Source organism: Streptosporangium sp. NPDC020145, from assembly GCF_040631275.1.
Lineage (GTDB): Bacteria > Actinomycetota > Actinomycetes > Streptosporangiales > Streptosporangiaceae > Streptosporangium.
In genome coordinates, this window is record NZ_JBEXZT010000007.1 from 69,463 (window position 1) to 87,659 (window position 18,197).

General features: G+C 71.1%; 18 protein-coding genes. 6 read left to right on the forward strand and 12 right to left on the reverse strand.

Annotated features, from left to right (window positions below; translation table 11 throughout):
* Positions 1-30 precede the first annotated feature (30 nt).
* Positions 31-903 (forward strand): alpha/beta hydrolase, encoded by an 873-nt coding sequence (locus ABZ463_RS15465; protein WP_352016264.1) that lies wholly within the window; start codon positions 31-33, stop codon positions 901-903.
* Positions 904-905: 2 nt separating this feature from the next.
* Here ABZ463_RS15465 and pqqE read toward each other — a convergent pair whose 3' ends face one another.
* From pqqE to ABZ463_RS15505, 8 genes are all read right to left on the reverse strand, one after another.
* On the reverse strand, positions 906-2,024 hold the full coding sequence (gene pqqE, locus ABZ463_RS15470) for a pyrroloquinoline quinone biosynthesis protein PqqE (RefSeq protein ID WP_352016265.1): 1,119 nt from the start codon (positions 2,022-2,024) through the stop codon (positions 906-908).
* On the reverse strand, positions 2,021-2,323 hold the full coding sequence (gene pqqD / locus ABZ463_RS15475; protein WP_352016266.1) for a pyrroloquinoline quinone biosynthesis peptide chaperone PqqD: 303 nt from the start codon (positions 2,321-2,323) through the stop codon (positions 2,021-2,023). The genes pqqE and pqqD overlap by 4 nt, the downstream gene beginning before the upstream one ends.
* A complete protein-coding gene (gene pqqC, locus ABZ463_RS15480; RefSeq protein WP_352016267.1) occupies positions 2,320-3,006 on the reverse strand; it encodes a pyrroloquinoline-quinone synthase PqqC in 687 nt (228 codons plus the stop codon). The genes pqqD and pqqC overlap by 4 nt, the downstream gene beginning before the upstream one ends.
* Positions 3,003-3,863, reverse strand: coding sequence for an MBL fold metallo-hydrolase (locus tag ABZ463_RS15485; protein WP_352016268.1), 861 nt, complete (start codon positions 3,861-3,863; stop codon positions 3,003-3,005). The genes pqqC and ABZ463_RS15485 overlap by 4 nt, the downstream gene beginning before the upstream one ends.
* A gap of 463 nt (positions 3,864-4,326) precedes the next feature.
* On the reverse strand, positions 4,327-5,223 hold the full coding sequence (locus ABZ463_RS15490) for a PD-(D/E)XK nuclease family protein (RefSeq protein WP_352016269.1): 897 nt from the start codon (positions 5,221-5,223) through the stop codon (positions 4,327-4,329).
* A gap of 7 nt (positions 5,224-5,230) precedes the next feature.
* Entirely contained in the window at positions 5,231-5,944 is a 714-nt protein-coding gene (locus ABZ463_RS15495) for an MBL fold metallo-hydrolase (protein WP_352016270.1), read from the reverse strand.
* 335 nt (positions 5,945-6,279) lie between these two features.
* Complete coding sequence (locus tag ABZ463_RS15500; protein ID WP_352016271.1) at positions 6,280-6,897, reverse strand: MarC family protein; 618 nt, start codon at positions 6,895-6,897, stop codon at positions 6,280-6,282.
* Between the two features lie 571 nt (positions 6,898-7,468).
* On the reverse strand, positions 7,469-8,122 hold the full coding sequence (locus tag ABZ463_RS15505; RefSeq protein ID WP_362776495.1) for a DUF6758 family protein: 654 nt from the start codon (positions 8,120-8,122) through the stop codon (positions 7,469-7,471).
* Between the two features lie 65 nt (positions 8,123-8,187).
* Here ABZ463_RS15505 and ABZ463_RS15510 point away from each other — a divergent pair, with 65 nt between their 5' ends.
* Positions 8,188-8,592, forward strand: coding sequence for an NUDIX hydrolase (locus ABZ463_RS15510; RefSeq protein WP_352016560.1), 405 nt, complete (start codon positions 8,188-8,190; stop codon positions 8,590-8,592).
* Here ABZ463_RS15510 and ABZ463_RS15515 read toward each other — a convergent pair.
* The gene (locus ABZ463_RS15515) at positions 8,555-11,842 is read right to left on the reverse strand and encodes a hypothetical protein (RefSeq protein WP_362776497.1); all 3,288 of its coding nucleotides are present in this window, start codon (positions 11,840-11,842) and stop codon (positions 8,555-8,557) included. The two genes, ABZ463_RS15510 and ABZ463_RS15515, sit on opposite strands and share 38 nt — an antisense overlap.
* 316 nt (positions 11,843-12,158) lie before the next feature.
* The gene (locus tag ABZ463_RS15520) at positions 12,159-13,100 is read right to left on the reverse strand and encodes a CoA ester lyase (protein WP_352016558.1); all 942 of its coding nucleotides are present in this window, start codon (positions 13,098-13,100) and stop codon (positions 12,159-12,161) included.
* Positions 13,101-13,163: 63 nt separating this feature from the next.
* Between ABZ463_RS15520 and ABZ463_RS15525 the strand changes: the two genes are divergently transcribed.
* Positions 13,164-13,526 (forward strand): hypothetical protein, encoded by a 363-nt coding sequence (locus tag ABZ463_RS15525; RefSeq protein WP_352016557.1) that lies wholly within the window; start codon positions 13,164-13,166, stop codon positions 13,524-13,526.
* A gap of 33 nt (positions 13,527-13,559) precedes the next feature.
* On the opposite strand, the gene ABZ463_RS15530 is transcribed toward ABZ463_RS15525, so the two are convergent.
* On the reverse strand, positions 13,560-14,501 hold the full coding sequence (locus ABZ463_RS15530; RefSeq protein ID WP_362776500.1) for a DMT family transporter: 942 nt from the start codon (positions 14,499-14,501) through the stop codon (positions 13,560-13,562).
* A 133-nt stretch (positions 14,502-14,634) separates the two neighbouring features.
* Here ABZ463_RS15530 and ABZ463_RS15535 point away from each other — a divergent pair, with 133 nt between their 5' ends.
* Together ABZ463_RS15535 and ABZ463_RS15540 are read left to right on the forward strand one after the other, a co-directional pair.
* A complete protein-coding gene (locus ABZ463_RS15535; RefSeq protein ID WP_362776502.1) occupies positions 14,635-15,876 on the forward strand; it encodes a CBS domain-containing protein in 1,242 nt (413 codons plus the stop codon).
* Complete coding sequence (locus tag ABZ463_RS15540) at positions 15,869-16,354, forward strand: DUF1003 domain-containing protein (RefSeq protein WP_352016554.1); 486 nt, start codon at positions 15,869-15,871, stop codon at positions 16,352-16,354. The genes ABZ463_RS15535 and ABZ463_RS15540 overlap by 8 nt, the downstream gene beginning before the upstream one ends.
* 4 nt (positions 16,355-16,358) lie before the next feature.
* Here the strand turns inward: ABZ463_RS15540 and ABZ463_RS15545 are convergent, their stop codons facing one another.
* Positions 16,359-16,826: a MarR family transcriptional regulator gene (locus ABZ463_RS15545; protein WP_352016553.1), complete on the reverse strand. Its 468-nt coding sequence runs from the start codon at positions 16,824-16,826 to the stop codon at positions 16,359-16,361.
* Positions 16,827-17,048: 222 nt separating this feature from the next.
* Here ABZ463_RS15545 and ABZ463_RS15550 point away from each other — a divergent pair, with 222 nt between their 5' ends.
* The gene (locus ABZ463_RS15550) at positions 17,049-18,191 is read left to right on the forward strand and encodes a P-loop NTPase (RefSeq protein WP_352016552.1); all 1,143 of its coding nucleotides are present in this window, start codon (positions 17,049-17,051) and stop codon (positions 18,189-18,191) included.
* Positions 18,192-18,197: the final 6 nt, after the last annotated feature.

An 18,197-nucleotide genomic window follows, 5' to 3' on the forward strand; every position in this document is an offset into this window, starting at 1 on the left:
ATGTCACCAAGAGAGGTATCGTGGGGCCACGTGAGTACGCCGCGTTTTCTGACCCTGCCTCCAGGCGTCCGTGCCCGTCGGCTGGAGACTGCGGCCGGCACGTTCGCCGCGCTGGAGGCGTTGCCGGTCAGCGGCATCGCCGAACGCATGCCCGCCCTGCTGGTTCCCGGTCTCACCGGCAGCAAGGAGGACTTCCTCGCGGTTCTTCAGACGCTCGCCCAGTCGGGCCGTCAGGTCGTCGCGATCGACATGCGGGGGCAGTTCGAGACGGGCGGCCCCGACGACCCGTCGGCCTACACGTGCGCGGCGCTGGGCAACGACGTCGACGCGCTGGCGCAGCTGATCGGCAGGGGTGAGCCCGTCCACCTGGTCGGGCACTCCTTCGGCGGCCTGGTCACCCGGGAGGCGGTCATCGACGGCCGCACCAAGTTCGCCTCCTACACGATGATGAGCACCGGCCCCGCTGCGATCGTCGGCCCCAGAGAGCAGGTGGGCCGGGAGATGCTGACCAGGGCCCCCGAGGTGGGGCTCGAACGGATGTGGGACACCCACCTTGAGCCGGAGGCCCTGTCCGCCGGGGTGCCCGACGAGATCGTGGCGTTCCTGCGCAAGCGTTTCTTCGCCAACTCCCCGGTCGGGATGTCCGTGATGACCAAGGAGATCCTCGCGGCCCGTGATCGCTGCGACGAGCTCAACCAGGTGGACGTGGCGACCCTGGTGCTGTTCGGCGAGCACGACGACGGCTGGCCGCCGATGGCGCAGTCGGAGATGGCCGACCGGCTGAACGCCGACTGCGTCGTCGTGCCCGGCGCGGCCCACTCTCCCGCGGTCGAGGCCCCGGAGACGACGGCGGCGGCGCTCATCCGCTTCTGGACCGCCGCCGAGGCGAACCTGCGCAGCTGAACTCAGGGGTTCGGACCGACCGCCTGGCGTGGCGGGGTGAGCCGTTCCGGCCGCCGGTAGACCAGCTCCCCGTCCCCCGCCGACTCGACCAGCTCGGTGATCAGGTGGTGGTCGGGTGAGAGCCCACACGCCGGGTCCGTACGGCTCGCGTCCCCGGTGAGTGCGTAGGCCTGGCAGCGGCAGCCACCGAAGTCCACCTCCTTGCGTGGGCAACCGGCGCACGGCCCGCTCATCCACTCCGTGCCCCGGTAGGCCTCGAAGGCCGCTGAACGCCGCCAGATCCACTCAAGCGAGTGATCCCTGACGTTGGGGAACTCCAGTGGCAGGTCGTAGGAGGCCGGGCAGGGCAGCACCGATCCGTCGGGGCCGACGGTCAGCGAGATCGCCCCCCAGCCACCCATGCAAGGCTTGGGCACCCCGTCGAAGTAGTCGGGGACGACCCAGATCAGTTCGACGCCCTCGACCCGCTCGCGCAGCCGTTCCACGGTCTCCTTGGCCCGGGTGAGCTGCTCGCGCGTGGGCAGCAGCGCGCGCCGGTTGCGCAGCGCCCAACCGTAGAACTGGGTGTTGGCCAGCTCGACCCGCTCGGCGCCCCAGGAGGCGGCCAGTTCGACGATGCCCTCGATGGAGTCGAGGTTGCGCCGGTGGAGGACGACGTTGAGCCCGAGCGGAAGCCCCGTCTCGCGCACCAGGGCCGCCGCGCGCTCCTTCGCGGCGAAGGAGCGGGTCCCGGCGATGAGGTCGGAGGCCGCGGCCGTCGAGTCCTGCACCGAGAGCTGGACGCTGTGCAGCCCCGCCTCGACCAGCCGGGCGAGCCGGTCCTCGTCGAGCCCGACGCCGCTGGTCACCAGCTGGGTGTAGACGCCGTTGCGCGCCGCGGCGGCGGTGATCTCCTCAAGGTCGGCGCGCAGCAGCGGCTCGCCGCCGGACAGGTGCGCGTGGACCACCCCGAGCGCGGCGGCCTCCTCGAAGACCCGCACCCAGTCGGCGGTGGCCAGCTCCCGGGAGCGCGGGATGAGCCCGACCGGGTTGGAGCAGTAGGGGCAGTGCAGCGGGCAGCCGTGGGTGAGCTCGGCCAGCATGGCCCACGGCGGCGCGGGCCCGTCGCCCGTCTCACTCATCGCACCCACCCCTCCGTGCGCACCCGGCTGAGAAACTCGGTGACGTCGTCGGCCACCGGCGCCCCGGGGAAGTCCGCGCTCAGCCGTTCGACGATCTCCGCCACGGTCCTGACCCCGTCGCACAGCCGCAGTACGGCGACCGCCCCGCCCTCAAGCAGCACGATCCGCTCGGGCATGACCAGCAGGTCGGCCCGCCGTACGGCGTCGTGCCGCAGGATGATCCCGGAGCCGAGGCGGGGCCGCCAGTCGGCCTGGGGCACGGTCTCCGCCCCCGGGGAGGGGGCCTCGGCGGCCGTCACGCCTGGTCCACAGCGTCGAGCAGCGCCCACAGCACGTCGCACTTGCGGGAGAGCGCGGCCACGGCCCGCTCCTGCTCGGCCCGTCCCCTGGCCCACTCCAGGACCATTTCGAGGGCCTCCCCGCTGTCCTGCCGTCCCTGGCTGATCCTGCCCCTGAAGTACTGCAGGCCCTCGGAGTCGATCCAGGTGTAGTGCCGCTCGAAGGCCTCGATCCTGGTCCGCATGATGTCGGGGGCGAACAGCTCGGTCAGCGACGCGGCGACGGCCTCAAGCGGCGTCCCCAGCCTGCACAGGTTCACGTACGCCTCGACGGCGAACCGCACGCCGGGCAGGACGCCCTCCCCGGACAGCAGGTCCTTGCGGTCCAGGCCCGCGGCCTCTCCCAGGCGCAGCCAGCGCTCGATGCCGCCCTCGCCCGCGCGCCTTCCGTCGTGGTCCTGGATACGGCGGATCCACATGCGGCGCAGTTCCGGCGCCTCCAGCTTGGCGAGGATGAGCGCGTCCTTGATCGGAATGTGCCGCTGGTAGTGGAAACGGTTGAGAATCCACCGGCGGATCTCCTCCGGCGACAGCTCCCCGGCGTGCATGCGCACGTTGAAGGGGTGGCGGTTGTGGTATCGCGCCTCGGGCACTGCCCGCAGACGGGCCTCGAACTCGGCGGGGGTCCAGGATTCGGCGTTCACAGCTCGATCACCATTCCGTCGGCGGCCACCTCGACGCCCAGTTCGGCCAGCCTCTTGTGCTGGGGCGCGTCCGGGTCGACGAGGGGGTTGGTGTTGTTCAGATGCGTGTACAGGCACCGGCCGGGCAGCCGGGACAGTCGCTCCGCCGTCGCCTCGACGGGCAGGTGGCCCATCTCGGTCGCGGTGCGCGAGGAGATCCCGGTACGGCGGGGCTCCTCGTCGTCCCAGAAGGTGCCGTCGACGATCACACAGTCGGCCTCGGCCGTCGCCGCCTCAAGCTCGGGCGACCAGACGCCGAAGGCCGGGGCGTACAGGCACGTCCCGCCGCTCGCCCGGTCGGTGAAGCGCAGCGCGACCACCCAGTCGGGAGCCGCCGCCTCGTCCGAGGCGTAGCGGGGGCGTTTCCCGGAGACCGGGACCGCCTGAACACCGACGTCCTCGGTGAGCGCGACCTCGCCGTCCGCCGTCAGGTCACGCCAGCGCAGGTCGGCGTACGGGGAGAGCACCTCAGACAGCCTCAGCCCGCCGGTGAGCGCCCGGCGGACCGTGGGGGTGGCGACGATCTCCAGTTCGTCGGCCTCGCGCAGCCGGAACAGCCCCAGTGTGTGGTCGAGTTCGGCGTCGGTGAGGACCACTCGCATGACGCGTGTCCGCTCCGTGGGCGTACCGCCGGAACGCAGTGTCTCGACGTGTTCGGCGATGTCGGGGGTCGCGTTGACGATGTGGTCCTCGACGGCCAGCGACGCGTGGGTGCGCCGCCAGGCCGGGTTGGTGCGTGCCCCGGTACACCCGGGGCACGCACAGTTCCACTGGGGGACGCCACCGCCTGCGGCGGTTCCCAGAATTCGCAGTCGCATGGCGTGAACCCCCGTCCGGTTACCTGGTGGCCAGGAAGTACGCCGTCATCTCCATCGACGCCTCGACGACCTGGTAACCGGGCTTGTGCCAGGTGGCCTTCTCGCCTTGGCGCTCCGTGGTCTCGACCATGAGAGTGCACCGCCTTCCATGTGACGCGTGGGTTTTGGGTCACAACCGTTATGACCCGATATCAGTGCTTTCGTCAATGGTTGGCGGCAATTACGTCGGACCTATTTTCTGTTATTGGCCCCAAATATAATAATCTACCACTTTTGATACATATTTCATCGGATCAATCCGGGGCACAACACGACAGAAGCCCTGAGATACTCATGCACTGAACGCCAAATTCCGGACACCCGCGCCCCAGTCATCACCCGCCCCCGGAACCTCGTCTCAAGGGGCGCTCAGGCGTGCCGTAAGGACCGCTCCTGAGACCTGTGGGGACGCTTCGAGAACGCCTCAGTCGTCGCCGAGGCCGTCCCACGGCTGACGGCCGTCGGCGGCCCGCCGGCCCTCCGGGCAGTGCGCGCGGAAATCACACCAGGAGCAGAGCGGGCCCGTCCTGGGCGGGAAAACCTCGTCGATCCGAGGTGGTACTGCGGGCGGCGTGCGCCCCGCGGCGGCCGTACGGGAACCTCGGGGGGCCTCACCCGCCCAGGCCCGGTAGGCCTCGTCCGCCTCCGACGCCTCGACCGCGATCGCCTCGGCACGCCCGATGTGCCGGGCCAGGGACTCCTCGGAGTGCTCCCACTCCACGATCGAGCCCGTCGGCAGATGGTGCAGCTCCACCCGGTGGCAGGGGCGGCGCATCATCCGGGAGGAGGCGACGGCGTAGACGGCCAGCGCCAGCGAGGAACGCGCGTCGTCCTCGGTCAGCGGGCGGCGGCCCGTCTTGTAGTCCACGACGACCAGTTCGTCACCGCGCCGGTCGAGCCGGTCGACCCGCCCTGAGACGGCGATGACGGACGTCCTGGTGGCGACCGTACGCTCGACCCCGACCGGCTCGTCAGCGGGGTCCAGCGAGGCGGCGTAGCCCATGACCATCTCACGGGCCCGCGCACGCCACGCCGCCGACTGGGCGGCGTCGCGGAACCCCTCGCCGATCCAGCCGTTGTTCAGCAGGACACCCGCCATCACGGGCGTGCGCCGCTCGTACGGCTCCCGCCACCACCCGGCCAGCGCGTTGTGCACGCTGACGCCGACGCTGTTGTGCGCCCACGGCGGACCCTTCTGCGGCGCCGGCCGGTCCAGGTAGGTGAACCGGTAACGCCTCGGGCAGTCCAGCCAGGTGTTCAACCGCGACGGCGTGCACGAGTACAGCCGCCGCGGCATGCCCTCCAGGGGCAGCTGGTCCATGAAAGGACTACTCGTCGTTCAGGTTGATCCGGATGCCCGCGGCCCTGGTGCCGTCGGTGAGCGGCCCTTCCTTCTCCTCGACCGTGCCGCGGGTCAGCGAACCGGAGAGCCAGGCGTCGAACTGCGGCTCCAGGTCGCCGATCGTGGACTCCTCGCCGTGCGCGGGCAGCACCCGGGTGCGGTGCGGCAGCGTGAACAGCCTGCCGCCGATCGCGGTGAGCTGGTCGGCCAGCGCGGGATACTCCCCGCCGATCCTGCCGGGACCGTCGGCCTGCAGCGTCTTGCCACTGAAGACCGCGTCGAGCGCCTCGCAGTACAGCGAGACCCCGCCCTGCGAGACGCCGGGCGTCGAGAGGACCTCAAGCTGGACGCCCGCGACGCCGAACAGCCCCTCGTCCTCCATCTCGATGTCCGGCCACGTCTCCGACCAGGTCAGCCGCCACAGCGGCCGGTCCTTCGGGTGGAGCGCGACCACGGCCTCGTCACGGGCCGCCACCTCGATGGCCGCACCCACGTGGTCGGGCAGACCATGGGTGCAGACGACCGCCAGCACCTCCCGCTCGCCGACCTTCTCCAGGATCGCCTCCGCGTCACGCGCGGGGTCGATGACGATGACCTCCTCATCGTCACCCACGATCCAGGTGTTGTTCTCGACCTTGTGCTCGACGCCGTCGACATCGACGACGCCCTCGGTCACCACTCGCTCGATACGCGCTGTCACGCTTCCGCACTTTACCTGTTTTCTTTGCGACGCCTTCGGCGTCGCGGGTTCGGACGCCCTGTCTCTTTGCTCCGCCTGACGGCATCGCGGGGTTCGGGCGCTTCGAGCCGACGCTTTCCCTCGTCGCTCATCCGCTTCGCTCCTTCGCTCCTCAGTCCAAGCGCCGGCGCGCCCGAACCGAAACCCTTCACACACGACACCGGTAAGTCCCTTCACGCCGCCTTCGGCAGAGCGGGCTTGGACCCCCTCACTCCCAGCACCGGGAAAGCACGAGCCGAACCCCTCGCACACAGCGTCGGGAGGGCCTGAGCCGAAAGACGGAAAAGGGGTCGGTCTCAGGTGGGGGTGTTCAGGAGGGTGCGGATGGCGGTGATGATCAGTTGTACGGCCAGGGCGGACAGGAGGAGGCCGGAGACCCGGGTGATGAGTTCCACGCCGTTCTCCTTGATCACCCTTATGACGGTGACCGAGAAACGCATGAACACCCACAGCAGGATGTGCACGACGGCGATGGCCAGGGCCAGGGCCAGGATGCCGCCGTCCTTGTGGCCGGCCTGCTGGGCGAAGACGATCGTGGCGACGATCGCGCCCGGCCCGGCGAGCAGTGGGGTGCCGAGCGGGACGAGCGCCACGTTGACGTTGGACCGTACGGCGTTGGCGGGAGGCTCGGTGTCTCCGGTGAGCAGTTGCAGGGCGACCAGCAGAAGCAGGAGGCCACCGGCGATCTGCATGGCCGCCACCTCGACGTGCAGGTATCCCAGGATGGCCTGACCGAAAACAGCGAAGATCACGATGAGGCAGAACGCGACGATGGGGGCCTGCCAGGCGATCCTGCGACGTTCGAGGGCCGTACGACCACCCGTGTAGGCGAGGAAGAGCGGGATGATCCCGGGCGGGTCCATGATCACGAACATCGTGACGAACGCCTCGACGAAGAACTGGACGTCGAACACCCGTTTCCCCTGACCCTCGGTAAGGAACACGCCATGACAGACCAGACGTTCCCGACCCGCAGGGTAGCAAGCATCCCCGTTCCCCTCACTCCAAGTAGCCCTCCCGGAATTCGGCCCCCTCAGACCACCCGGTAACGGCCCCACCGCCCTCGGGCGGACACGCCTCACCACCTGCCCGAAGAACGACGAGGAGTTCTCCCGGCTCACACAGACGAGCCGCACCGGCCCTCAGCCCCCCGGCCCCCACACGGAAAGAAGAGCGCACGGCCAACCACAAGCCCGAAGCGAAGACTTTGATCTTGGCCCTACCGGTGCCGTGCGTGAGGGGTGTCGGCTTGGGCGCGTCGGTGCTTGGACTGAGGAACGCAGGAGCGAAGCGACGGAGTGACGAGGGAAAGCACCGACCCGAAGCGCCCAAGCCCCGCGACGCCGCCAGGCGGAGCAAAGAGACACAGCGACGAGGGAAGACACCGACCCAGGGCGCCCAAGCCCGCGACGCCGCCAGGCGGAGCAAGGAGACACAGCAAAGGGACACAACCCGCGACGCCGAAGGCGTCGCAGAGAGACACAACTAGTTTTCCAGGCGCGGAGAGAAAGCTCCCAGCGGGAGGTCGAGGGTTTGGTCGTGTTCCCTGAGGTCTCTCAGGGAGAGTTCGGCGAGGGTCACCAGGTAGCCCGCCTCACCTGGCCAGACGACCGCCCACAGCCAGTTTCCCAGGGCCTCGCCCGCGTAGACCGCCCGGTCGGGGGCCGCTTCGACGCACCACATGGGCGTGGGATGGCCCATGATCTCGACCTTGGCGTGCGGCGGCCCTTCGCCGAAGCCCTCTCCCGGGTCGGTTCCCGCGATTCCGGCGAACCCGGCGCCGAGTCCCACTCCGGGTTCCTCGGCGATGATCAGCATGTCGGCGGGGCCGTGGGTCAGTGAGGGGCCGGAGATCGCGACCACGGTGCCTCTGACGCCGCTGCGTTCGTCGCCCGCCTCCGCGAAGCCCGTCACCAGCCATCCCTGCGGCAGCGGCCACGGAAGCCAGGCCGGGACCCTGGAGTTTCCGAGGACCTCGATCGCAGCCTGAGAGGGGCGTTTCGGCGACTGCAACGGCAGGACGTCACCGTGCGGTCCACACCGCCAGGCGCTCGACCAGGCACTGGGCGGGCGGAGGGGGCCGAAACAACGCGGACAAATGGGCTCGGCTCTCACGCCTACCCACGGTGCTTTGTCCACACCCGGTTCGTCAAGGGCGCTTCTCGTTGCGCAGCCGTAATCTTGTTCATGTGCGCGTAAATTGTGTGGGAGCGATCATCCGTGACGCGGAGGACCGGTTGCTCCTCGTACGGCGAGGCCGTCCCCCGGGGAAGGGCCTGTGGTCCATCCCCGGAGGGCGGGTCGAGCCGGGCGAGTCCGACGCCGAGGCGCTGGCCCGTGAGCTGCGTGAGGAGACGGGCCTGACGGTCAGGGCCGTCGGCCTGGCGGGCACGGTCGACCGTCCGGGCCCCGGCGGCGTCGTCTACGAGATCCACGACTATCTCGCCGAGGCCTCCGGCGGCACGCTCCGCGCCGGGGACGACGCGGAGGACGTCGGCTGGTTCACCGAGGACGACCTGGCCCGGCTGCCTCTCTCGCCGGGCCTGCTCGACGACCTCATCGGCTGGAAGATCATCGAGAGGCCGTCAGGGTCGAGCGCCACAGGGTGAGGTGGTCGCTGTCGTAGGTGGTCGAACGCCCCAGGGCGACGACCTGGTCGCCGGCGACGGTGACGGCACCGAGCCGTTGCGCGCCCTCCCCGGCGAGGCCGTCCTCCGTCTGGGTGTGCGGCTGCCACTTCAGGCCGTCCTCCGAGGTCCACGCGACGCCGTCCCCCTCGCCCGGCGCTCCCTGCCAGCCGACCGCGACCACGCCGTCGGCCGTCGCCGCCATGTCCAGTACGGCGGCCGCCCCTTCGGCGGGCAGCCAGGAGAACTCCCATGAGATGCCGTTGTCCTCCGACATCGCCCCGAAGGCCCGTTGCCCGTCGCCCGTGACGGCGGTTCCGGTGGCGACGATGGTCGTGCCGTGCTGGACCACGTGTCTCAGGCCCGCCGCCGTCGCGCCCTCGGGCAGCACGGGTTTACGCGCGACCCAGTTGATCCCGTCGGCGGACACCCAGACCACACCGGTCTCGTGGCCGTCGGTGCCCATGCCGCCGACGGCGACGTACCCGGAGGAGGTGACGGAGACGTCGTACAGGCGCACGCCGACACCGCCTGCGGGCAGACGCGCCGCCCGGGTGAAGCGTTTGAGGTCGGCGGTGAACCACAGCACCGGGACGGTCGCAGACGGCCCCCGGTCCTCTCCGGCCAGCACGTAGCCCGAGGGACCCGCGGCCACCGCGTGGGGGGCGAGGAAATCGTGTTCCGCGGCGGGGGCGAGGGGGCCGGTCGCGGGAAGCCTGCGCCAGGTCGCGCCGTCGGCCGAGGCGACCAGGAGCGGCCCCGTCGAGGAGGCGTCGGTCATCGTGCCGCCGACGGCGAGCCAGCCCTGCCTGCCCCGGGTGACGTCGCTGAGGGCCTGGCGCCACGAGCCGCCGAGAGCCTGTGCCGGGCCCGCGCCCTTCCAGGTGTGGCCGTCCCTGCTGGTCCATATGCCCGCGTCTCCGGCGACCGCGCCGACGGCGACGAATGCGCCGTTCCCGGCGGCGATCCTGGCGGTGTCGCGGGAGGCCCTGGTCAGGCCGTCGATCCGGTCGAGGGCGACGGGACGCGCCTGGCCTCCCTCGGGGGCCGTGATGAGGACCAGGCGGTTGTCCACGTCGGCGGCGCGTTCGTCTCCGCCGACGACGAGGGTGCCCTCCTCCGAGATGGCCAGGGCCCGTAGCGAGCCGGGCACGTCGCCCAGGTCGGTGGACCTGCGCCAGTCACGGCCGTCCCTGCTGGTGTAGACGGCGTAGCGTTCGAAGCCGGATTCGGCGACCGCGGCGATTCCGGCGTCCGAGGAGGCAAGGCGCCTGACCCCGGAGCCCTCCCGGGCCAGGCCGGTGATGCCGCCGCACCGCTCCCAGTCGTCGCCCCTCTCCGAGCAGTAGACGACGACGTCGCCCTTCGCGTCGCGCCGCTGGATCGGGACGAGTACGAACCCCGAGGAGGAGGCCGCGAGCGCGCCCGCCTCAGGGGTGACGCCCGAGGGCGCGGAACCGGCCCGCGTCCAGGTCTTCCCTCCGTCCGCCGAGCGCAGGACGGCCGGGGAGCCGCTCCGTCCCGGGTCGCCGAGCGCGACCACCGAGTCGCCTCTGGCCACGACCGCCTTGAGTCCCCTGACCCGGTCCGGGGTGCCGAGTTCACCGGCTTCGACCCTGCTCCACCCCTGCCCGTCGGGGGAGGTCCAGGCCACGGCCCCCGATGAGCCGTCCTGGAGCACTCTCGTGCCGACCGCGACGAACCCGGAGGAGGTCCTGGCCAGGTCCATGATCTTGTCGCCGGTCATGAACGCGCCCAGTTTCGCCGGGGCCACGGCGGTCCAGGTGGTGCCGTCCTCACTGGTCCACAGGCCCCGGCCCGCGCCCAGGAGGTCGTTGCCCGCGGCCAGCCAGAGGCCGTCGCCGCCCGCGACCCTGCCCACGGTCGTGGGGCCGTTCTCGTAACCGGCCGGGCCGGTCACCTTGCCCAGCTGCCAGGTCACCCCTCCGTCGGGGGAGACGAGGAACAGCGGCCTGGGCACGGGGCTGGTCGTGTCGCTGCCCACGGCGACCATGACGGAGCCCGCCGAGGCCACGGCGTTGAGCACCTGGCTCGATCCGGTGCCGCCCGCGTCCGTCGGCGGGGCGAAGTCGGTGTCACCGGGACTCACCTCGGCTCCGACGAGTTGCAGGCCGGTGGTGAACGGCCCGCCGTTCCAGCTCCACAGCACCGCTCCCCCGCCGACCGCGGCGGCCAGTACGGCGGCGACCACGACGGGCACGACCAGGCCTCTGCGCCCGCGTCCGGCCGGGCTCGAACGGCGCAGCGCGGAGGGGGCGGTCGTGGAGCGGTGGTGCCGTCCGCCGGACCCCCTCCTGCCCGGCGGCCCCTCGGCGACCAGCAGGTCGGGCCTGGCGGGCCTGCCTCCGGGGGGACGTCCGAGCCGGTGCACCGGCTCAAGGTCGTCGTCCTCCCCCGGTACGGCGGGCTCGTCCTCGTCCGGTTCCCACGGCTGGGCCGGCGCCTCCTCCTGGAGGTCGTGCCACACGTCGTACGGGCCGGTCCGGTCCTCCTGGACGGGCTCGGCGGGGCTGCGCGGCGGCCCCGAGGCCACCAGCAGGTCGGGCCGGTCGCCACGGCGGCGTCTGACCGGTTCACGGGGGACGTCCGGCTCCTCGGTCTCCCCCCAGGACGCGTCGGGACCGGGGGCCGAGAAGACCGCGTGGGCGTCGTCGCGCCCCGAGTGGCCGAGAAGGTCCCCGTAGTCGCCCTCTCCGGTCCTCCTGGGCGTCTCGGCCGCCGGGCCGAGAGGGTCGGAGTCGTCGAACCAGGAGGGGCTCAGGAGGTCTCCGTAGTCGCCGTCACCGGGGGCGTCGTCCCGCTCGCGGGACGGCCCGGAGGCCACCAGCAGGTCGGGGCGTTCGCCGTCCCGCCTGCCGTGCCTGCGCTCGGGCGGGCGGTCCGGCCACAGCTCGGGGCCGGAACGCTGGTCGGGGTCCGGCGGGCTGCCCGCCGGGGAGGCGTACGGCTGGGTGTGGGCGCGACGGCGCTCACCGCCCAGGCCCTCGGGGCGGGCCCTGGGGGGCTCGTCCTCCGGGGTGGGCGCGGCGAACGGCGGCAGCCTCCACGGGGAGGCGAGCGGAAGTCCTCGGGGGTCGTCGTCAGAGGGGCCTGGGGGGGAGTGCTGGATCGTCGGAGGCGAGTCCGGATGCCGCCGGCGTCCGCCTCCGTGCGTCCCTTCGTCGTCCGCCGGCCACTCTCGTGAGCGCGGTTCGTGGGGGCCCGGGGCCACGCTCAGCACCTCCTCGCAGGAAGCCCGTCCAGCCCGGGGTTGGGCACTCCGGACCGTTCCATTCATCTCCGTGACACTCCGTCGCGTCACCGTACGGCCACGGCGAAGCGCAGGAGACCTTACTACTACCCCGTTCCGCGGAAACGATCACCTCCGTGGGGCGGCGGGGGTTCCAACCGTGCACATCAAGAGCAACACGCCGGAGCCCCGATGACGAGACCTCTCTAGTCAGATTTATCGGCGCGGCGCCGGAATTATCACTATCTGTGGCTTTAATTCCGAGATTTCATGACGGGAAAAACCCTCGGGCCGGGAGTCAGGGGGCCGGTGGGGTGAAGGCGGTGGTCCGGGTCATCCCCGCCGCCCTCCCCTTGGCCGTCACGACCAACGCCATCTTGCGGGACGCCTCGTCGATCATCTCGTCACCGAGCATGACCGCGCCGCGCCCCTCGACCGTCGTGTAGTGGTCGTAGGCGTCCAGGATCAGCTCGGCCCGGTCGTAGTCCTCCTGGGACGGCGAGAACACCTCGTTCGCCGCCTCGATCTGCGTGGGGTGGAGCACCCACTTTCCGTCGAAGCCGAGGGCCGCGGAGCGCCCCGCGACCCGGCGGAAGCCGTCCAGGTCCCTGATCGCCAGGTAGGGGCCGTCGACGGCCTGCAGGCCGTGCGTGCGGGCGGCCATCAGGATGCGCATCAGGATGTAGTGGTAGGCGTCGCCCTCGGTGTAGCCGGGAGGCTGTTCCCCCACGACCAGCGTCCGCATGTTGATCGAGGCCATGAAGTCGGCGGGGCCGAAGACCAGCGTCTCAAGCCGCCTGGAGGCTCCGCCGACCGCGTCCACGTTGACCAGGCCCCTGGCGCTCTCGATCTGGGCCTCGATGCCGATCCGGCCGACCGGCAGGCCGTTGGCCTTCTCGATCTGGGTCAGCAGCGTGTCGAGCCAGACCACCTGGGCCGGGTCCTCGACCTTGGGCAGCATCAGGCAGTCGAGGAACTCCCCGGCGCCCTCGACGACCTCGATGACGTCCCGGTAGGTCCACTGCGTGCTCAGGTCGTTGACCCGCACGACCCGGGTCCTGCCCGACCAGTCGCCCTCCCGCAGGGCCGCCACGACGTTCTTGCGCGCGCCCTCCTTGGCCGACGGCGCCACGGAGTCCTCAAGGTCGAGGAAGACCTCGTCCGCGGGCAGCCCCTGGGCCTTCTCCAGGAAGCGGGGATTGCTGCCGGGCACCGCCAGGCACGAACGTCGTGAGCGCATGACCCAACGCTAGCGGCAGCCCGCCCCGCCGGGGACGACGGGCGAAGGCCGTACATTCGTGCCATGGGAGTGATCGAGGAGGGCGCCAGGAAGTCCGGGGTCCTGTGGCTGTCGCTGGACCGGCAGCGGCTCGCCTGGCACGTGTGGCACGACGGCGCGATCTATCTCGTCACCGGCGGGGACGAGCAGGACCTGCCCCGCCTCGCCGAGGCGGAGCGGGTCCAGGTGACGCTCAGGAGCAAGGACAACGGGGCCCGCCTGGTCGTCTTCGACGCGGCCGTCGAGGTGGTCGACCAGGCCGCCTCCCCCGAGGCGGTCGCCGTGCTGGCCAAGGAGCGGCTCAACGCCCCCGACGCCGCGGGTCTGCCCGAGCGCTGGGCCGCCGCCTGCACGGTGGTACGGCTGACGCCCCAGGAACCCGCCTGAGGCCCGGCTGAGGCCTGCCTGGGACCCGCGGCCTCAGCCGACCCTGGCCGGTTCCCCGGCCTCAACGGGGGCGGGCAGGTCCGCGGTGGCGCGCTGGGCCAGGTAGGCGCCGAGCAGGACGATGAGACCGCCGACGATCTGGAAGGGGCCGAGCGCCTCGCCGACCAGCACCCAGGCGATGATCGCCCCGGCGATGACCTCAAGCGAGGCGACCGTCGAACCGACGGCGGCCGACAGGCGGCGTACCGCGGTGACACCGAGGATGTAGGCGGCGACGGTCGCGATGAGGATCATCCACAGCGCCGCGGCCAGCACGGGCAGGGGATGGCCTCCTGCGGGGGCGACGACCTGGCCGAAGGCCCGCCACGGGATGTTCCACGGCTGGGAGACCGGCACGAGCACGATCGCCGCGCCGACCAGGCCCCAGGCGATCAGGCCGAGCGGGTCGACGTCCCCGCCGAAGCCGTCGCTGAGCAGGAAGTAGCCCGTGCAGCAGGCGGCGGCGCCGAAGGCGAGCAGCAGTCCGAACGGGTCCAGGGCCATGCCCGACCACACCTCGACCACGATGCCGAGACCGACGACCGCGACCACGGCGCCGACGAAGGCGGCGCGCGGCAGCCGTACCCGGCGGACGAAGCGCACCCAGAGCACGACCAGCACCGGGGCGGTGAACTCGATGAGCAGGGTGACGCCGACCGGCAGCCTGGTGATCGCCGCGAAGTACAGCGCCTGCACCCCGGCCACCGCGACGACCGCGTAGGCCACGAAGAGCGGCAGCCGGGAGCGCGGGATGCGCAGCGCGGCGGGCCGCAGGAGCGCCAGTACCCCGGTGAGCAGCAGCCCGGCCCCGGCCATCCGCACCCAGACGGCCTCAAGAGGGGACAGCCCGGCCGCGCCGAGATATTTGGCCATCGGCCCGGAGAACGCGAAACACCAGGACGACGCGAAGGCGATCAGCAGACCGTCACGCCGCACGGATTCACCACCCATGTAACTACCGTTCGCATGCTTTGATGCTGACATATCGGATATGCGCACAGCAAGGGGACGTCCGAAATGTGAGCGAGCCTTGAACCGCCCCGGCGAGAAGGCGACCTACCCTGCAAATGTGAAGATCTTCATCGCGCGACTCGCGGGAACCCCGGTCTTCGACCCGGTGGGTGACCAGATCGGGCGGGTGAGGGACGTCGTGGTGGCGTTCGCGGGCGCCGCTCCCCCACGCGTGCACGGCCTCGTCGTCGAGGTGCAGCCCAGGCGGCGGGTCTTCCTGCCGATCACCAGGGTCCGCGGCATCGAGGCGGGCTCCGTCGTCTTCAGCGGCCAGATCAACGTGCGGCGCTTCGAGCAGCGGGCCACGGAGAGCCTGGTCATCGGCCAGATGCTCGACCTGGAGGTGCAGGTCGAGGGCGAACGCGTGACCGTCCTGGACCTGGCCATGGAGCAGGTCAGACGCGCCGAGTGGCTCATCACCAAGGTCGCCGTCGTCAGGGTGGGCCAGGGCCTCGGCCTGCGGCGGCGCGGCCCGGCCAGGATCGTCGACTGGGCCGAGGTCAGCGGTTTCAGCGCGGTGCAGAAGGACCAGGGCGCGGCCGGCCTGCTGGTCGCCTTCGAGACGATGCGCGCCGCCGACCTGGCCAGCGCGCTGCACGAGCTGCCCGCCAAACGCCGCACCGAGGTCGCCGCCGCCCTCGACGACGTACGGCTCGCCGACGTGCTCGAAGAGCTCCCGGAACGGGACCAGATCGGCATCCTGGGCAGGCTCACCCCCCGGCGCGCCGCGGACGTCCTTGAGGAGATGAACCCCGACGACGCGGCCGACCTGCTCCAGGACCTCCCGGCCGAACAGGCCGAGGCCCTGATGGCGCTGATGGAGCCCGAGGAGGCCGCCCCCATCCGGCGGCTGCTGATCTACCCGGAGGACACCGCGGGCGGCATGATGACCAGCGAACCCGTGGTGCTCCCGCCGAGCGCGACCGTCGCCGAGGCGCTCGCCCACATCCGCCAGCGGGAGGTCACGCCCTCCGTTGCCGCGCAGGTCTACGTGGCCAGGCCGCCCATCGAGACCCCGACCGGCCGCTTTCTCGGGCTGGCGCACTTCCAGCGGCTGCTGCGCGAGCCTCCCTCGACGCTGCTCGGCGGGGTCGTGGACAGCTCGCTCGACCCGATCAGGCCCGAGTTCACGCTCAACCAGGTGGCCTCCTACATGGCCACCTACAACCTGATGGCGGTGCCCGTGGTCGACGAGCTCGGCCGTCTGGTCGGCGCCGTCACCGTGGACGACGTTCTCGACCACCTGCTGCCCGAGGACTGGCGGGAGCGCAACCACGAACCGGGAGCCGAACATGGTTGACCGTCTCGACCAGCCGAGACAGCAGGGCCTGCGTCTGCGCGCGCACTACGACCCCGAGGCCTTCGGGAAGCTGTCCGAACGCATCGCGCGTTTCCTCGGCACCGCCAGGTTCCTCGTCTACATGACCGTCTTCGTCGGGGTCTGGGTGGTGTGGAACGCCCTGGTGCCGGGCGAGGGGAGGTTCGACCCCTACCCGTTCATCTTCCTCACCCTGATGCTCTCGCTCCAGGCCTCCTACGCGGCGCCGCTGATCCTGCTCGCCCAGAACCGGCAGGACGACCGGGACCGCGTCCAGACCGACATAGACCGGGCCGCGGCCGAACGCAACCAGGCAGACCTGGAGTACCTGACCCGGGAGATCGCGGCTCTGAGGATCGCCCTTGGCGACGTGGCCACCCGCGACTACGTCCGCTCCGAACTCCAGCGCCTGCTGGAAGACCTCCAGCAGCCCCGGCCCCCGGCGAACGACCTCCTCTGAGGGGTCAGTCGTCCGCGGGGAAGAGCTCGGTCAGGATCGAGGCGCACCGGCGCAGTTCCTCAGGGCCCAGGGTGTCGAGGAGCTGGGCGCGGATGCCCCGCAGATAGGTGGGCCGTGCCTGCGCCAGCCGTACGGCACCGGCCTCGGTGAGCACCGCGAACAGGCCACGCGCGTCGCTGGGACAGGCCTCGCGGTCGACCAGGCCGTCACGCTGGAGGCGGTCGATCAGCCGGGTCAGGCCGCTGCGGGAGAGCAGGACCCGCTCGGCCAGGTCGTTCATGCGCAGTCTGCCCTCCGGCGCCTCCGCCAGATGGGAGAGCACGTCGTAGGAGGCCAGGGCGAGGTCGTGACCGACGAGCAGGTCGGTCTCCAGTGCCCGGGTGACACGCGCCTGGACGCGTTGCAGCACCCTCCAGACCACCAGCTCCTCTGAACTGACGGCCTCCTTCGGCTCGTCCGCCGTAACGGTCACGCAGTAACCTTAGACTGTTGCACGCGCACCTACATAGGGGATCACCCGGGTGCGGGAGCCCGGAATTCCCGGCGTCAACTCCCGGTTCATACCATGGGTCCGTGACCCCTCCCACTCTCAGCCGGGAGCGGCACGAACTGTCCGTGAAACGCCTGGACGACAATAGACAAGGAGGGACGGCAGCCCCGCCGCCTCATCGCGACGCCCGTTGCCGACACTTCGATGGCACCTACCCCGGAACTGGTCACGGCCGCGCTGGCGACCGTCAACGACCCTGAGATCCGTCGGCCGATCACCGAACTCGACATGGTCAAGAGCGTCGACATCTCCCCCGAGGGGGTGGTGCGCGTCGGAATCTACCTCACCGTGTCCGGCTGTCCCATGCGTGACACCATCACACGCGACGTCACCACGGCCGTCTCCAAGGTCGAAGGGGTGACCGGCGTCCAGGTCGAGATGGACGTCATGAGCACCGAGCAGCGCAAGTCTCTCCAGACGAAGCTGCGCGGCAACCGGGGGCCGGAGAAGGAGATCCCCTTCGCCCAGGCCGGTTCCCTGACCCGGGTGTTCGCGGTCGCCTCGGGCAAGGGCGGAGTCGGCAAGTCCTCGGTGACCGTCAACCTCGCCGCCGCGATGGCCGCCGGCGGCCTGAAGGTCGGTGTCGTGGACGCCGACATCTACGGCCACAGCGTGCCCCGCATGCTCGGCGTCTCCGACCGCCCGACCAAGGTCGAAGACATGATCATGCCGCCGGTCGCGCATGACATCAAGGTCATCTCGGTCGGCATGTTCAAGCCGGAGGGCAACACCCCGGTGGTGTGGCGCGGCCCGATGCTGGACAGGGCGCTGCACCAGTTCCTCGCCGACGTCTTCTGGGGCGACCTCGACGTCCTGCTGATGGACCTGCCCCCCGGCACCGGTGACATCGCGATCTCGGTGGCGCAGCGGATGCCCTCTGCCGAGATCCTCGTGGTGACGACCCCGCAGCAGGCCGCCGCCGAGGTGGCCGAGCGCGCCGGTTCGATCGCCGTGCAGACCCACCAGCAGATCGCGGGCGTCATCGAGAACATGGCCTGGCTGCCGTGCCCGCACTGTGACGAGCGGATCGCCGTCTTCGGCGAGGGCGGTGGCCAGACGGTCGCCGACGCGCTCACCCGCACCCTCGGCGCCCGTGTGCCGCTGCTCGGCCAGGTGCCGATCGACATGCGGCTTCGCGAGGGCGGCGACGAGGGCAAGCCGCTCGTGCTGACCGACCCCGACGCCCCGGCCGCCGCCGAGCTGATCAAGATCGCCTCGGGCCTGAGCAGGAGGTCGAACAGCCTCAAGGGCATGCAGCTCGGCATCTCCCCGACCAGGGGCCGCTAGAGCGGG

Coding starts and splice junctions, on each gene's coding strand:
- pqqE (WP_352016265.1), bottom strand. CDS start 2,024: ATGAGTGAGACGGGCGACGGGCCCGCGCCGCCGTGGGCCATGCTGGCC.
- ABZ463_RS15485 (WP_352016268.1), bottom strand. CDS start 3,863: ATGCGACTGCGAATTCTGGGAACCGCCGCAGGCGGTGGCGTCCCCCAG.
- ABZ463_RS15490 (WP_352016269.1), bottom strand. CDS start 5,223: ATGGACCAGCTGCCCCTGGAGGGCATGCCGCGGCGGCTGTACTCGTGC.
- ABZ463_RS15520 (WP_352016558.1), bottom strand. CDS start 13,100: ATGCGCTCACGACGTTCGTGCCTGGCGGTGCCCGGCAGCAATCCCCGC.
- ABZ463_RS15525 (WP_352016557.1), top strand. CDS start 13,164: ATGGGAGTGATCGAGGAGGGCGCCAGGAAGTCCGGGGTCCTGTGGCTG.
- ABZ463_RS15540 (WP_352016554.1), top strand. CDS start 15,869: ATGGTTGACCGTCTCGACCAGCCGAGACAGCAGGGCCTGCGTCTGCGC.
- ABZ463_RS15550 (WP_352016552.1), top strand. CDS start 17,049: ATGGCACCTACCCCGGAACTGGTCACGGCCGCGCTGGCGACCGTCAAC.